Here is a 14823-nt window from a genome sequence, read left to right as displayed (position 1 = left end):
AGACTACGGGTCCGCGCACGTCCGGGCCGCATGACCCGCGCGCGGGAGCGGCCGGGGCCGCCGTCGTCGGCCCGTGCGTCCGGACCATGATCGCCCGAACCGAGGAGGCACCGTGAGCCCCGCCGCGCCGGGACCATGGCCTTCAGCGCCCACGCCACGGCCTTCCCCGGCGGCCGTGTGGACCCCGCGGACGACCTGCCGGACCGGCTGTGGGAGGGCACGGATCTGGCCGACTGGGGCCGGCGCCTCGGGCTGCCGCACGAGCCCGTGGACGCCCACGGCACCCTCACGGAGCTCGACCCCGCCGAGGGCGCCGGCCGCGTGCTGGCCGCCGCCGTCCGCGAGACGTTCGAGGAGACCGGAGTGCTCCTGGCCCGGGACGCCGTCACCGGCACTCCCGTGGACCCGGCCCGGGTGGCCGCGTTCCCCGACGAGCTGCGCGACGCCGTCGAGCGCCACGAGGTGGACTTCGGGGAGCTGCTCGACCGCGAGGGGCTGCGCCCCGACGCCGGCGCGCTCGTGCCGTGGTCCCGGTGGATCACCCCGCACGGGGGCCCGCGCCGCTACGACACGTTCTTCTTCGCCGTCCACCTGCCGCAGGGCCAGTCCCCCGAGCGGATGTCCTCCGAGGCGGCCAGCCACGGCTGGGCGTCCCCCGCCGAGCTGCTGCGCCGCTTCCGGGCCGGCGAGGTCAACCTAATGGCCCCCACATGGTGGCAGCTGCGCACCCTGGTCGACGCCGGCGAGGACATCCACGCGGGCCGCTCCCGGTTCGAGCCCCTCGAGGGGGTCATGCTCGTGGCCGGGCAGGGGCCCGTGTTCCCCCACGCGGACGAGTATCTGCGTGACCTGATGGCGTTCCGCGCGGCCGCGCAGGTGGAGGAGTCCAAGGACAACATCCTCTGAGCGCTCCCGGCTCCGGGCCGTGCGGTGGGTGACGGGCCGGAGAGCAGCGCGGACCGCGAGCCGCGACCCCATGGCCTGCAGGGCCCCGTGCCCCTAGTCTGGTCTGCACTGGATCTCCCGGCTCCGCGCGTCCGGCCCGCACCCCCGGCCGCCGCGCGTCCCGCTCGCACCCTAGGAGCACTGCATGGCGCTCAGCGTCCTCGACCTGTTCTCGATCGGCATCGGCCCGTCCTCGTCCCACACCGTGGGGCCCATGCGTGCTGCCCGCCGCTTCACGGACAGCATGGGCCAGCACGGCGTCCTCGAGCGCACCGCCCGCGTGCACGCCGAGCTGTTCGGCTCGCTGGCGGCCACCGGCGTGGGCCACGGCTCGGACACCGCGGTGCTGCTTGGCCTGGCCGGCCAGGACCCCGAGACCATCGACCCGGACGCCTGCACCGGGCTCGTGGAGGAGATCGTCACGGGCGGCCGACTGCCCCTGGACGGGCGCCACGAGATCGCCTTCGACCGGCAGGGCGACCTGACGCTGCACATGCGCGAGTCCCTGCCCGGGCATCCGAACGGCATGCGTCTGACCGCCTACGACGACGCCGGCGAACAGCTTCACACCCGCGACTACTACTCGGTGGGCGGCGGCTTCGTGGTCACCTCGGACGAGCTCGAGGCCGAGCTGGACGCCACCAAGGACGTCAACCGCACCGACGACGGCGACACCGGCGAACCGTACCCCTTCTCCACGGGCGCCGAGCTCGCCGCCCGCTGCCACGAGGCGGGCCTGAGCATCGCGGAGCTCATGCTCGCCAACGAGGCCACCCGCCACGACCTCGACGAGCTGCGCACCCAGCTGCTGGCCATCTGGGCCGTCATGGAGGAATGCGTCCACAACGGCGTGACCCGCACCGAGCCGATCCTGCCCGGCGGACTGCAGGTCCGCCGCCGGGCCCCCGCGCTGCGGGAGCACCTGTTGCAGACCACCAATCGCACCGACCCCATGTGGGCCATGGAGTGGGTCAACCTCTTCGCGCTCGCGGTGAACGAGGAGAACGCCTCGGGCGGGCGCATCGTCACCGCGCCCACGAACGGCGCCGCGGGCATCATCCCGGCCGTCATGCTCTACTACATGCGCTTCGTGCTCCCCGAGGGCGCCACGCAGCAGGAGCGGGACGACAAGGTGGTCGAGTTCCTGCTCACCGCGGCGGCGATCGGCATCCTGTACAAGCGCAACGCCTCCATCTCCGGCGCCGAGGTCGGCTGCCAGGGCGAGGTCGGCTCGGCCTGCTCCATGGCGGCGGGCGCCCTGTGCGCCGTGCTCGGCGGCACCGTGGACCAGGTGGAGAACGCGGCCGAGATCGGGATCGAGCACAACCTCGGGCTGACGTGCGACCCCGTGGGCGGTCTCGTCCAGGTGCCGTGCATCGAACGCAACGCGATCGCGTCGGTGAAGGCCATCAACGCGGCCCGGCTGGCACTGCTGGGGGACGGCTCGCACCGGGTGACCCTGGACCAGGCCATCACGACCATGCGCGACACCGGCGCGGACATGAAGTCCAAGTACAAGGAGACCTCGCGCGGCGGCCTGGCCGTGAACGTCATCGAGTGCTGATCGCCCGGGTCCGCGGCCCAGCGCAGCTCCGGTCGGGACGGACGGGGCACCCGTCCGCTACCGTGGGGCCCGACCCGCACCCTGCCCCCGAGCGCGAGAGGACCGACGTGGCCATTCATCCTGTGGACGCGACCCTGGAGGCCGCGAAGATCGATCCCGACCAGCGTGCCGAGAGGCTCAAGGGCGTGAAGCTCGACGGCGCCGGCTGGAAGTACGCGCTCACACGCGCGCTCAAGGAGTTCGGCAACGACGGCGGCACCGACCTGGCCGCGAAGCTCACCTACTACCTGGTGCTCTCGCTGGCCCCTTCCCTGCTGGCCGTGTTCTCCATCCTGTCCCTCGTGCTCGCCTCCAACCGCGGGGCCATCGACGATCTGCTGGGGGAGCTGACCGGCCTGGTCCCGAGCGACTACCAGTCGCTCGTCACGAACCTGGTGACCACCATGAGCGACTCGGCCGGCTCAGGCGGCGGGATCATCGCCCTCATCATCGGCATCGCGACCGCCCTGTGGTCCGCCTCCGCGTACGTGAAGGCGTTCAACCGCTCGGCCAACACGGTGTACGGCTACGAGGAGGGCCGCGGCCTGGTGAAGCTGACGCTGACCAACCTGCTCACCACGCTCATCCTGATCGTGGGCATCGTGGTCGTGCTGCTCTCGCTGGCGCTGAACCGCTCGCTCGTGGACGGCTTCCTCCAGCCGATCGCCGGGCCGCTCGGCATGACCGGCGTGGTGAACTTCCTCTCGGACACGTTCCTGCCGGTGTGGGCGTGGGCGAAGTGGCCTGTCGTCGTCGTGATCCTGCTGGTGCTGATCGCGACCCTGTACTACACCACCCCGAACGTCCAGAAGCCGCGCTTCCACCTCTTCGGCCCCGGCAACATCGTGGCGCTGGTGGGCATGGTGCTGGCCGCGGTGGCCCTGTCCGTGTACTTCACGCAGTTCGCCGGCTACTCGGCGTACGGTGCGATCGGCACGGTCATGGCGCTGCTGTTCGCCCTGTGGATCTTCAACATCGTGCTGCTGCTCGGCCTGGAGGTCGACGCCGAGGTGGAGCGTGCCCGCCAGCTCGAGGCCGGCCTGCCCGCCGAGGCTCGGGTGCAGCTGCCCCCGAAGGACGTGGCCGGGGTGGAGAAGCGCGCCGAGAAGCAGACGGCCGTGGAGGAGCGCGGCTACGAACTGCGGGCGGTCCACGAGGGCCGCTGACCGCGCCCGGCGCGGCGCCGAGCGCACGTTCCGCACCGACAACGACGGCCGCTCACCTGGCGAGGTGGGCGGCCGTCGTCGTGCGCGGGGCCCTCAGCGCTGGGCCGCGCGGTAGCCGTCCGCCTGGGCCGCGGCGGCGGAGGCGTAGCAGTGGCGCGCGTTGGTCCTGCCGTAGTGCTGCTGACCGGGCACGTGGTAGATGCCCGAGTTGTCGTTGGCCTTGACCGGGTGGGAGTCCGGGCACACGGAGTCGGCTCCGCTCACCGGCCCCGCGTCGCCGGACGCGGGGGCCGCCTCCGGGGCGGGGGCCGGGGCCGCCTCCGGGATGGGCTCGGCCGCGGTGCCGCACTCCCCGGAGAACCTGCCGACGCCGTTCGCCCGGGCCTGCTCCCACGCCGCCTCGACCTCGGGCAGGAAACGGTCGTTGCCGTCGAAGACCGCCGGCTCGCCGTAGCCCAGGCGGGCCATCTCGGCGTTGAGCAGGACGCCGTCGGCGTACACGCCGGCGAGGAGGCGGTCGTAGCGGTCGTAGAGCCGGCGATCGTACCGCAGCACCACCGTGTCGCCGGGGCTGATCATCGACTTCAGCGCCGCCGTCGCCTCCGGTCCCATGCACTCGACCGGCTTCGAGGGGTGGTGGGTCTCGGGGGTGTCGATGTTGAGCAGGCGCACCCGCGTGGACACCTCGCCGAGGGTCACGCGGAGCGTGTCGCCGTCCGAGATCGACTCGACCGTGACCACGTCTCCCTCGACGTCGGCCGGGGCGGCGGGCGCCGCCGGCTCGGCACTGCGGGAGCCCTCAGCGGCACGCGACTCGGCGGCCCCGCTCGAGGACGACGCTGCGGCGCGCGAGCTCTGCGCGGCGGAGGAGGCGGCCAGCGACGACGCAGCGGCACGGCTCGTCGCAGCCGCGTCGACGGAGGGGGTGGGCGTCGTCGGCATCGTGTTGACCGACGCGGAGGTGTCGGCATCGCTCGCCGGGGTGACGCCGTCGTCGGTGGCGGTGCAGCCGGTGAGCAGGAGCAGGGACAGTGCGGCCGCGGGGAGCGCCGCGCGCAGACGGGCAAGGGGCACGAGGATCCTGGAGGGGAAGGGACGGGGACATGACGAAGGCCCCGCCGTGAGGCGGGGCCTTCGGATCACCACATCATCGCATGTGGGAGGCACAGGTGTTGCCGCACGTCACGACAGCATCGGTCCCCGTTCCGTCAATGACGACGGGGGTCAGCGACGGCCGTCGATGGGGTCGCCGCCGCCGTCGAGTGCGTCGAGGACGAGGTCGCGGGCCTCGCCCGTCGCGGACCGGCGGGAAAGCAGCAGCGCGGCCAGCCAGCACAGCAGGACGATCGCCGCGCCGCCCCACGCCAGGAGGGCGAGGCTGCCCGAGAGCAGCCCCGTGCCGTCCGCGCGGCCGACGCCGATCCACATCAGACCCCACGCGAGCGCGAACGCCGGAGCCGGGCGGCCGCCGTTGTACACGGCCGTGAACGCACCGATCAGCACGGCCACCACGAGCATCACCTTCGCCCAGAGGGACGACTGCCCCGGATCGCCGACGACGCCGGTCGAGGCCAGCCACGCGGCCAGGTTCGCCACGGCGGCGATCGAGACCCAGCCCAGATGCAGGCCCTGCACCCCGTCCAGGAGGATCCGCTCACCCCAGCTGTGCGCGCGGACGGATTCGAGGAGCACCAGGATCCACGCCAGGCACGCCAGCAGCAGCGCGATCACCACGACGCTCAGCCCCAGCAGCCCGGCCTGCACCGTCCAGATCCACGCGGCGTTGAGCAGCACCGAGACCAGGATCCACGGTCGCAGGCGGTCGTGACGGGCGGACTGGGCCGAGGCGAGGAACTGCCACACGGCGTACGCCAGCAGCCCCGCGTAGATCACGGACCAGATGCCGAACGCGGGGGTCGCCGGGGACACCCAGGTGGCGTCCGGGCCGAGCCAGCCGCCCGCGGCCTCGGCCACGGGGGTCAGGCCGCCGACGACGCCGGAGCCCAGGAACGCGGCCACGACCGCGAGGATCACGACCACGAGCATGGCCACCCGGCCGCCCGTCGAGGACAGCCCCGTCCCCGAGCTGGGGACGCGCGCCGCGGCGTCGGGGCCGAAGGGGCTGCGGGACGGGCCGAGATCGGTGGCGGTGCTCATGGGTGCTCCCGTGGGGTGATCGTCGGGGGTGTGCCCCGGGCGGGGCGGGTCTCAGGGTCAGCGTAGCCGCCGGGCCCATCGCGGGCACGGGCCACCGCGGCCTAGGGTGGGGGCATGCGCACTTCCTCCCCGATAGGACTCCTGCTGGACGTGGACGCCCCCGTGGCCTCCACCGAGACCCGGACCGTGCCGGAGGGGATCATCGACGTGCTCGTCCGCCTCGCGAGGCGCGGGGTGCCGGTCGGCTTCAACACGGGCCGCTCCACGGACTTCCTCCTGCACAACCTGATCGCCCCGCTGCGCGACGCGGGCCTCCCGGACGACGCTCCCTTCCACGCGATCTGCGAGAAGGGCGCCGTGTGGTTCCCGTTCTCCGCGGTGCCCTCCGGGGACCTGCCCGACGTCACCGTGGACGGCACCGCCCCGGACTGGCTCCGCACCGACCCGGACATGGCCATCGACGCGGACACCCGTGACGCGATCTGGGCCCTCAACGATGAGCGCGCCGGGGACCTGCAGTTCACCGACCGCACCAAGCTGGCCATGGTCTCCCTCGAGAAGACGGTCGGCGCGGACCAGACGGAGTACGAGCGGGTGCGCGACGACGTCGCCGCGCGCGTCGAGGATCTGCTCGCCGAGCGCGGACTCGCCGAGGAGGTGCGCGTGGCCCCCTCGGTGATCTCGGTGGACGTCGAGCACCGCTCCTCCGGCAAGGACCTGGGCGTCGAGCGCTGCTTCGACCTGCTGGCGGAGGCGGGCACCCCGGTGCCCGAACGCTGGCTCACCGCGGGCGACTCGCGCAGCGACTACGCCATGGCCGACCGGCTGCACGAGCGCGGACTCGCCGTGGAGCACATGGACGTGCGGCCCGCCGACGGCGTCCCCGAGAAGCCCTACGGCGTGGTGACGGCGGCGATCCTCGCCGAACGCGGCATCGGCGACGCCGACGACGTCCACGAGCGGGCGGGCGAGTCCCTGCTGCGCTGGGTGGAGCGCGACCTGCTGCGCTGACCAGGCCGGACGCCCCCTCTGCGGACGGCCGACCCTCCCCGGGCCTGGACCTCGACCCCTAGCGTGGAAGGGAATGCCGCGCCCCTGCCGAACCGGCCCGGGCGCCTCCCGACCAGAGAGAGGTTCCACCGTGGCCACCGTCGCCCAGAACATCGTCGAGACCCTCCACGCCTCGGGCGTGCGCCGCATGTACGGCGTGCCCGGGGACTCCCTCAACGGGCTGACCGAGGCCCTGCGCTCCCACGGCGGCATCCAGTGGGTGCACACCCGGCACGAGGAGACCGCGGCCTTCGCCGCCTCCGCCGAGTCCCAGCTCACGGACGAGCTCGCGGTCTGCGTGGGCTCGTGCGGTCCGGGCAACCTCCACCTGATCAATGGCCTGTTCGACGCGCAGCGCTCCCGCACCCCGGTGCTCGCGATCGCCGCGCACATCCCGTCGGAGGAGATCGGCTCGGGCTACTTCCAGGAGACCCACCCGCAGGACCTGTTCCGCGAGTGCTCCGTCTACGTGGAGCACGTCTCCTCGGCGGACCAGATGCCCCGCATGCTGCGCACCGCGATGCGGGCCGCCGTCGAGCAGCGGGGCGTGGCCGTGCTCGTGATCCCGGGCGACGTGGCCCTCACCGAGCTCTCCGCGAAGCCCGAGGTGATCCGTCACACGCCGTCCCGCGTCATCCCGGCCGACTCCGTGCTGCGCGAGGCCGCCGAGGCCCTGGACTCGTCCAAGCGGATCACCATCCTGGCCGGCGCGGGTGCGGCCGGCGCCCACGACGAGGTCGTGGCCCTGGCGGAGCGCCTGCAGGCCCCGATCGTCCACGCGCTGCGCGGCAAGGACCGGATCGAGTACGACAACCCGTATGACGTCGGCTTGACCGGCCTGCTCGGCTTCGCCTCCGGCTACCACGCGCTCAAGGAGGCCGAGACGCTGCTGATCCTCGGCTCCTCCCTGCCGTACCGGCAGTTCTACCCCGAGGACGCCACGGTCATCCAGGTGGACGTGCGCGGCGAGCAGATCGGCCGACGGGTGGCCGTGGACGTGCCGCTCGTGGGCGGCGTGAAGGAGACGGCCCAGGCCCTGCTGCCGCTGCTGCGCGGGAACTCGTCGTCGGCGTTCCTGGACAAGGCGCTCAAGCACTACGCCAAGACCCGCAAGGACCTCGACCAGCTGGCCTCCCCGGGACGCGGACGCGTGCATCCGCAGTACGTGGCCCGCCTCCTCGACGAGCTGGCCGACGACGACGTGGTGTTCCTGCCCGACGTCGGCTCCCCCGTGATCTGGGCTTCCCGGTACCTGACGATGAACGGGCGCCGCCGGATCATCGGCTCCCTGTCCCACGGCTCCATGGCCAACGCGGTCACCCAGGCGGTCGGCGCCCAGGCGGTCGACCCCACCCGCCAGGTGGTGGCGATGGCCGGCGACGGCGGGCTGGCCATGATGCTCGGCGAGCTGCTGTCGTTCGTGCAGAACGACCTGCCCGTGAAGACGCTCGTGTTCGACAACGACTCGCTGAACTTCGTGGAGCTCGAGATGATGGCCGCCGGGTTCGTCCCCTATGGGACGGGCCTGGAGAACCCGGACTTCGCGGCGATCGCGGAGGCGGTCGGCATCAAGGGCTTCCGCGCGGACCACACGACGGACCTGCCCGCGGTGATGCGCGAGTTCCTCGCCCACGACGGGCCGGCGCTGCTGGTGGTCAAGACCGAGCGTCAGGAGCTGACGATCCCGCCGAGCATCGAGTTCGAGCAGGCCAAGGGGTTCGCGCTCTACGCCATGCGCACCGTCCTCGACGGCAAGGGCACCAAGCTGCTCGACCTCGCGAAGGCGAACCTGCGCCAGCTGTTCTGACCTGCCGCGCACGACGACGGCCCGGACGCTGGCGGCGTCCGGGCCGTCGTCGTGGTGGGGCGGGGAGAGCCCAGCCCCGCCGGTAGGTCAGGCGCGGTGGGCGCCGCCCTCGGCGACGATCGGGTGCTCGGCCGTGCCGGCGACGCCCTGGGTGATCAGGCCGTCGGCGCGGTGCTCCCAGAAGTCCGCGTTGCGGATGCCGAGCGGGCGCGGGTCGAACTGCGGGTCGAGACCCTGGCGCTTCTGTGCGCGGTAGTCCTTGAGGGCCTTGAGGGCCGGGCCCTGCAGCACCAGGATGCCGAGGATGTTCAGCCAGGCCATGGAGCCCACGCCGATGTCGCCGAGGCCCCAGGCCGCACCCGTGGTGGCGACGGCGCCGTAGGCCACCGACACGAGGATCAGGGCCTGCAGGAAGCGCAGCGCGACGCGGCGGACCATGCCGTTGCGCAGGTTGCGCGTGAGGAACACGATGTTGACCTCGGCCATGTAGTAGTACGCCACGATCGTGGTGAAGGCGAAGAACGCCAGCGCCACGGCCACGAACGTGGGGCCGAAGCCGGAGAACACGGCGTCGAAGCCGGTCTGGACGAAGGCCGGGCCCTCGGAGGCCGTCGGCGAGACGATGCCCTCGAACAGCAGGCCGGAGCCGGACCCGTCCGAGTACACCCGGTAGGCGCCCGTGGAGATGATGATGAACGCGGTGGCCGAGCAGACGAAGAGCGTGTCGATGTACACGGCGAACGCCTGCACGAAGCCCTGCTTTGCCGGGTGCGAGACCTCCGCGGCCGCGGCGGCGTGCGGGCCCGTGCCCTGGCCGGCCTCGTTGGAGTAGACGCCGCGCTTCACGCCCCACTGGATGGCGAGGCCGAGGATCGCGCCGAACACGGCGTGCACGCCGAACGCGCTGGCGAAGATGGAGCCGAAGACCTCGGGGATCTGGTCGAAGTTCAGGAACAGCACGATCAGCGCGAGGATGATGTACAGCACGGCCATCACGGGCACCACGTAGACGGCGAACGTCGCGATGCGCTTCACGCCGCCCAGGACGATGAAGGCCAGCAGGATGACCATGGCCAGGGCCACGACCCAGGCGGGCACGGCCCACGCCTCGCCCACGGCCGCGGCCACGCCGTTGGCCTGCACGCCCGGCAGGAAGTAGCTGGTGGCGAAGACGGTGACGACGGCGAACAGGATGGCGTACACCTTGAACGCGGGGGCGGCGGCCGTGTGCTTGTAGGCCTTCTCGAAGTAGTACGCCGGGCCGCCGCGGTACTCGCCGGTGTCCGGGTCGCGCTCCTTGTAGATCTGGCCGAGCGTGGACTCGATGAAGGACGTGGCGGCGCCGAGCAGGGCCATGACCCACATCCAGAACACGGCACCGGGGCCGCCGAACGCGATGGCTGTGGCGACGCCGCCGATGTTGCCCATGCCGACGCGGCCGGCGAGCGACATCATGAGGGACTGGAGGGACGAGGTGCCGTCCGCGGAGTCCTGGCCCTCGCGGAGCTGCTTCACCATGTCCGGGATGTTCACGAACTGCAGGAACATGGTCCGGATGGTGAAGTAGAGGCCGACGATCAGGCAGAGCCAGATCAGGGCCGGGGACCAGATGACGTCGTTCACGGCGGTGATGAGATCTGCGAAGGACATGGGGTCTCCAGATCGGGGTGGGGATGGCCGGTGCGGTGCGAGCTCCGAGCGGCGGCCGCCGGCGGTCCCGGACGACTGGGGAGAAGGATACGCGCAAATGTGACCCGCGTCTCGCATCCAGCGTGGCGGATCGGGAATCCGGGCGCGCGGCCCGCGACGACAGCGGCCCCGGACATGCGAAAAGCCCCGGAACCACTGGGGTCCCGGGGCTTGCCCGCGGAGGATGGGGGATTTGAACCCCCGAGGGCTGTTAACCCAACACGCGTTCCAGGCGTGCGCCATAGGCCGCTAGGCGAATCCTCCTTGGTGCGCCCTCATGCGGCGGACCGCGCGAGGGCAGGCTCCATCATAACCAGATCGTCCTGGGCTGCGCCAATCCCCCGCGGGAGGCGAGGGCCCGGTCCGGGTCTCGCCGCGGCCCGAATCGCCCCGCCCACCGCCGCCCTGGTAGAGTCGTGGGCGGCCCCTCACGTGGTGTCATCTCGCTGAACTCCCCCAGGACCGGAAGGTAGCAAGGGTAGGTGGGCTCTGGCAGGTGCGTGAGGGGTCTTCACTTTCCCCCAGGAGATCCCATGCCCGCCGGACGCTACGCCCCCTCCCCCACGGGGAGCCTGCACCTGGGCAACCTGCGCACCGCGCTCGTCGCGTGGCTCGCGGCGCGCGCCACGGACCGCGCCTTCCTGCTGCGGATCGAAGACCTGGACCGCGTCCGCTCCGGGGCCGAGGCCGGGCAGCGGGCTGACCTGGCCGCCGTCGGGCTGGACTGGGACGCCGAGCCGGTGCGCCAGTCCGAGCGCACCGCCCTGTACGACGCCGCCGTGGCCGCCCTGCGCGCCGCGCACGGCGCGGACGCGGTCTACGAGTGCTTCTGCTCGCGCAAGGACATCGCCGAGGCGACGTCGGCCCCGCACCCGCGACCCGACGACGGCGCCCCCGCCTCCGGCGGCGCCGTGCCGCTGCGTCCGCCCGGCTTCTATCCGGGCACCTGCCGCGGCCTGACCGAGGCCGAGCGGGCCGAGCGACGGCGGGTGCGCCCCGCCGCCCTGCGGATCGACGTGGCGAAGGTCGCGGGCCTGCCGGCGGGCGAGATCCCGCGCGCGACCGCCGTGGACGTGCTGCACGGCGAGGTCACGGGCCTGGTCGACGACCTGGTGCTGCGCCGGAACGACGGGGCGTACGCGTACAACCTGGCCGTCGTCGTGGACGACCTGGCGCAGGACGTGGACCAGGTGGTCCGCGGCGACGACCTGCTCGACTCGGCCCCGCGCCAGCGCTGGCTGGCCGAGGCGCTGTGCGCCGCGCGCGGGGAGCCGACGCCCGCGGTGGAGTACCTGCACGTGCCGCTCGTGCTGAACACGGAGGGGCGGCGGCTGGCCAAGCGGGACGGCGCCGTGACCCTCGAGGACCTCTCCGCGCAGGACCCGGCGTGGACCCCCGAGCGGGTGCGGGACCGGCTGCTGGAGTCCCTCGGCCTGCCCGCGGGACCGCTGGCGGCCGCCGTGCCCGCGTTCGACCCGGCCGCCCTGCCGCGTGATCCGTGGGTGTTCACCGGGCTCTGAACGGGCCGGCGCCCTGGTCCGCCGCAGGCCCGGCCCCGGTCAGAGGACCTGGGCGGCCTGGTCGAAGTCGAGGCGGCCCTGGCGGGGCTGCTGCGCCTTCTCGTCGTCTGCGGCGGCGTGGCCCACGTTGATCACCAGGAGGGACTTCCAGGCACGGTCCGCATGGAACTCGGCGTCCACGGCGGCGGCGTCGAACCCGGCCATGGGGCCGACCTCGAGCCCGTGGGCGCGCAGGGCCACGAGCAGGTAGCCCACCTGGATGAGCGCGTTCGTGCGGCCCATCCCCTCGCGCATGCCCGGCTTGCCCTCGGCATCCTCCTCGAAGCCCTCCCGGAACGGGGCGAGGTGGCCCATGTGGCGGTGCCAGTCGAGGTCGTAGGAGGCGATCAGCGTGAGCGGGGCGCGCTCCGTCTTCTCCCGGTTGAACTCGATCATCAGCGGAGCCAGGCGGGCGCGGGCCTCGGGGCTGTCCACGACGTCGAGCCGCAGCGGCTGGTTGTTCATGGCGGTCGGCGCCCAGCGGAGGTCCGCGTAGGCCCGCTCGATCAGCGCGAGGTCGACGGGCTCGTCCGAGAAGAGCTGCGTCGTGTGGCGGTCCGCGAAGAGGCGGTCGATCTCGGCCTGACTCAGCGGTCCCGCGTCCGGGGCCGGCTGCGTGGGGTGGATCGTGTCCTCGGCGTCGGTGTGCATGTGCGTGGTGGTCATGGGCCAGGGAACGGGCCGGTGGGTGGGCGCATTCCCCGGCTCCCTTAGCCCGTCCGCCCGCCGGATAGGCTTTCGAGGGTGAGCACCGCCCTGTACCGCCGCTACCGCCCGGACCGTTTCGAGGACGTGATCGGGCAGGACCATGTCACGGTCCCGCTGCGCACCGCACTGGCGAAGGACCGCGTGAACCACGCCTACCTCTTCTCCGGCCCGCGCGGCTGCGGCAAGACCACGTCCGCCCGCATCCTCGCGCGCTGCCTGAACTGCGCCCAAGGCCCCACGCCCACGCCGTGCGGCGAGTGCGACTCGTGCCGGGACCTGGCCACCGGCGGGCCGGGCTCGCTGGACGTGCTGGAGATCGACGCGGCCTCGCACGGCGGTGTGGAGGACGCCCGCGGCCTGCGCGAGCGGGCCACGTTCGCCCCGGTCCGGGACCGCTACAAGATCCTCATCATCGACGAGGCGCACATGGTCACCGCGGCGGGCTTCAACGCGCTGCTCAAGATCGTGGAGGAGCCGCCGGAGCACCTGAAGTTCATCTTCGCCACCACGGAGCCGGAGAAGGTCATCGGGACCATCCGCTCCCGCACCCACCACTACCCGTTCCGGCTCGTGCCGCCGGAGCCGCTCATCGCCTACCTCGAGCAGCTGTGCGCGGAGGAGGGCGTGTCCGTGGAGAAGGGCGTGCTGCCGCTCGTGGTGCGCGCCGGCACGGGCTCGGTGCGTGACACGCTCTCCGTGCTGGACCAGCTGATCGCGGGTGCCCAGGAGGGCCAGGTCTCCTACGAGCTCGCGGTGAGCCTGCTCGGCTTCACCCCGGAAGCCCTGCTGGACGACGTGATCGACGCCGTCGCCGCGGACGACACCCCCACCGTGTTCCGCGTGGTGGACCGCGTGGTGCAGTCCGGCCAGGACCCGCGCCGCTTCGTCGAGGACCTGCTGGACCGCTTCCGCGACCTCGTGATCGCCCGTGCCCTGCCGGAGGAGGCCGGGGCGATCCTGCACGGCATGCCGGAGGACCAGGTGCGGCGTCTGTCGGCGCAGGCCGCGCAGCTCTCCCGCGCGGAGCTCTCCCGCCTCGCGGACGTCACCAACCTCGCGCTGACGGACATGGTGGGGGCCACCAGTCCCCGCCTGCACCTCGAGCTGCTCATGGCGCGCCTGCTGCTGCCTGCCTCGGACGAGACGCACCGCGGCCTGGCCGCCCGCCTCGAGGCCCTCGAACGGCGCCTGGAGCTCGGTGGCGCCGCGCCCGTCGAGGACGGCGCCCCGGAGGGCACGACGACGCCGGCCCGGTCCGGCACGCCCGCCGCGGACGGCGGCGGATCGGCCGAGAACGCGGAGGGCTCCGGCACTCTGACCGGTGCCGCGCTCGCCCGGGCCGCCATGCGGCGGCCGGAGGAGCCCGCGCCGACCGCGTCCACCGCCCCGCCGGAGCGCTGGACGCCGCCTGCCCCGCAGTCCGCGGCAGAGGCGCCGGAGGGGGACGCCGCCGCCGGGGCCACGGGGTCCGAGCGTCCGCAGCAGCCGCCGCAGCCCAAGCGGCCCGAACCGGCTGAGGTCGGGGCCCGTTCCGGGGACACGCGCCGCCCGGAGGCCGGGAGCCGCGCCGAGCCTGAGGGCCGGCCCGAGCCCGAGGGCCGGTCCCAGGCCCAGGAGCGCACCGGTGCCGCGCCGGCCCCCGCCCACGGGCCGGAGGAGACGGCCGCGCCGTCGAGCCCCACGCCCGCCCCGGCGGCGAGCCAGGTGGAGATGATCCGCCGGGCCTGGCCGGACATCCTCACGGCCCTCGAGGACGCCTCACGCCTGGTGTGGATGCTGGTGAAGGACAACGCGAGCGTCGCGGGCTACGACGGCTCGTTGCTGACGATCGGCTTCCAGCAGGACGGGCCCCGCCAGTCGCTGCTCGGCCGGGGCGGTGACCGCGTGCTCGGCGAGGCCGTCCACCAGGTGCTCGGCATCCGCCCGCGGCTCGATCTGATCCTCGGTGGGGACGCGCCGACCGGGGACGCCCGCGCACAGTCCGGCGCTCGCCCGGCCGGCCCGGCGCGGACGGACCGGCCTGAGCGTCCGGCCCCGCAGCAGGGCCGGCCCGACCGACCGGCGGCGCAGCCGAACCGGCCCGCTCCGGCACCGGGGCCGGCCCCGCGCGAGCCGGAGTCCTCCCGCCCCACCCCGCCG

The 14823-nt window shown here is 73.3% G+C and carries 11 protein-coding genes, 1 tRNA gene and 1 other RNA gene; 8 read left to right on the top strand and 5 right to left on the bottom strand.

Annotation, left to right across the window (positions count from 1 at the left end):
- The first annotated feature begins 135 nt into the window (after nucleotides 1-135).
- The 3 genes from J1M41_RS04400 (at nucleotide 136) to J1M41_RS04390 (ending at nucleotide 3714) form a co-directional block, all read left to right on the top strand.
- Nucleotides 136-906, top strand: coding sequence for an NUDIX hydrolase (locus tag J1M41_RS04400; protein ID WP_241247725.1), 771 nt, complete (start codon nucleotides 136-138; stop codon nucleotides 904-906).
- A gap of 184 nt (nucleotides 907-1090) precedes the next feature.
- Nucleotides 1091-2509 (top strand): L-serine ammonia-lyase, encoded by a 1419-nt coding sequence (locus J1M41_RS04395; RefSeq protein WP_206451227.1) that lies wholly within the window; start codon nucleotides 1091-1093, stop codon nucleotides 2507-2509.
- 107 nt (nucleotides 2510-2616) lie between these two features.
- The gene (locus J1M41_RS04390) at nucleotides 2617-3714 is read left to right on the top strand and encodes a YihY/virulence factor BrkB family protein (protein WP_342214064.1); all 1098 of its coding nucleotides are present in this window, start codon (nucleotides 2617-2619) and stop codon (nucleotides 3712-3714) included.
- Between the two features lie 93 nt (nucleotides 3715-3807).
- Here J1M41_RS04390 and J1M41_RS04385 read toward each other — a convergent pair whose 3' ends face one another.
- Together J1M41_RS04385 and J1M41_RS04380 are read right to left on the bottom strand one after the other, a co-directional pair.
- A complete protein-coding gene (locus J1M41_RS04385) occupies nucleotides 3808-4788 on the bottom strand; it encodes a thermonuclease family protein (protein ID WP_206451226.1) in 981 nt (326 codons plus the stop codon).
- Nucleotides 4789-4938: 150 nt separating this feature from the next.
- Nucleotides 4939-5871, bottom strand: a complete 933-nt coding sequence (locus J1M41_RS04380; RefSeq protein ID WP_078025393.1) for a TspO/MBR family protein — start codon at nucleotides 5869-5871, stop codon at nucleotides 4939-4941.
- A 114-nt stretch (nucleotides 5872-5985) separates the two neighbouring features.
- On the opposite strand from J1M41_RS04380, the gene J1M41_RS04375 reads away from it, so the two are divergent.
- Nucleotides 5986-6882: a haloacid dehalogenase gene (locus J1M41_RS04375; RefSeq protein WP_095695274.1), complete on the top strand. Its 897-nt coding sequence runs from the start codon at nucleotides 5986-5988 to the stop codon at nucleotides 6880-6882.
- Nucleotides 6883-7012: 130 nt separating this feature from the next.
- A complete protein-coding gene (poxB, locus tag J1M41_RS04370) occupies nucleotides 7013-8728 on the top strand; it encodes a ubiquinone-dependent pyruvate dehydrogenase (RefSeq protein ID WP_206451225.1) in 1716 nt (571 codons plus the stop codon).
- Nucleotides 8729-8815: 87 nt separating this feature from the next.
- Here poxB and J1M41_RS04365 read toward each other — a convergent pair whose 3' ends face one another.
- Nucleotides 8816-10378 carry a sodium:alanine symporter family protein gene (locus J1M41_RS04365; RefSeq protein WP_044658695.1) on the bottom strand — a complete coding sequence of 521 codons (1563 nt, stop codon included), beginning with the start codon at nucleotides 10376-10378 and terminating at the stop codon, nucleotides 8816-8818.
- Nucleotides 10379-10595: 217 nt separating this feature from the next.
- Nucleotides 10596-10681: transfer RNA gene (locus tag J1M41_RS04360), tRNA-Ser, on the bottom strand.
- 155 nt (nucleotides 10682-10836) lie between these two features.
- On the opposite strand from J1M41_RS04360, the gene ffs reads away from it, so the two are divergent.
- Nucleotides 10837-10933, top strand: an RNA gene (ffs, locus tag J1M41_RS04355) — signal recognition particle sRNA small type.
- 17 nt (nucleotides 10934-10950) lie between these two features.
- Nucleotides 10951-11937, top strand: coding sequence for a tRNA glutamyl-Q(34) synthetase GluQRS (gluQRS, locus tag J1M41_RS04350; protein WP_206451224.1), 987 nt, complete (start codon nucleotides 10951-10953; stop codon nucleotides 11935-11937).
- Between the two features lie 39 nt (nucleotides 11938-11976).
- Here the strand turns inward: gluQRS and J1M41_RS04345 are convergent, their stop codons facing one another.
- Complete coding sequence (locus J1M41_RS04345) at nucleotides 11977-12642, bottom strand: malonic semialdehyde reductase (RefSeq protein ID WP_049146682.1); 666 nt, start codon at nucleotides 12640-12642, stop codon at nucleotides 11977-11979.
- A gap of 78 nt (nucleotides 12643-12720) precedes the next feature.
- Here J1M41_RS04345 and J1M41_RS12010 point away from each other — a divergent pair.
- The coding region (locus J1M41_RS12010; RefSeq protein ID WP_342214063.1) for a DNA polymerase III subunit gamma and tau at nucleotides 12721-14823 on the top strand (2103 nt) is incomplete at its 3' end.

Source organism: Micrococcus sp. KRD096 (assembly GCF_017168495.1).
Lineage (GTDB): Bacteria > Actinomycetota > Actinomycetes > Actinomycetales > Micrococcaceae > Micrococcus > Micrococcus luteus.
The sequence above is the reverse complement of the archived record's forward strand: the minus strand, read 5'-3'. Positions and strand labels throughout refer to the sequence as shown.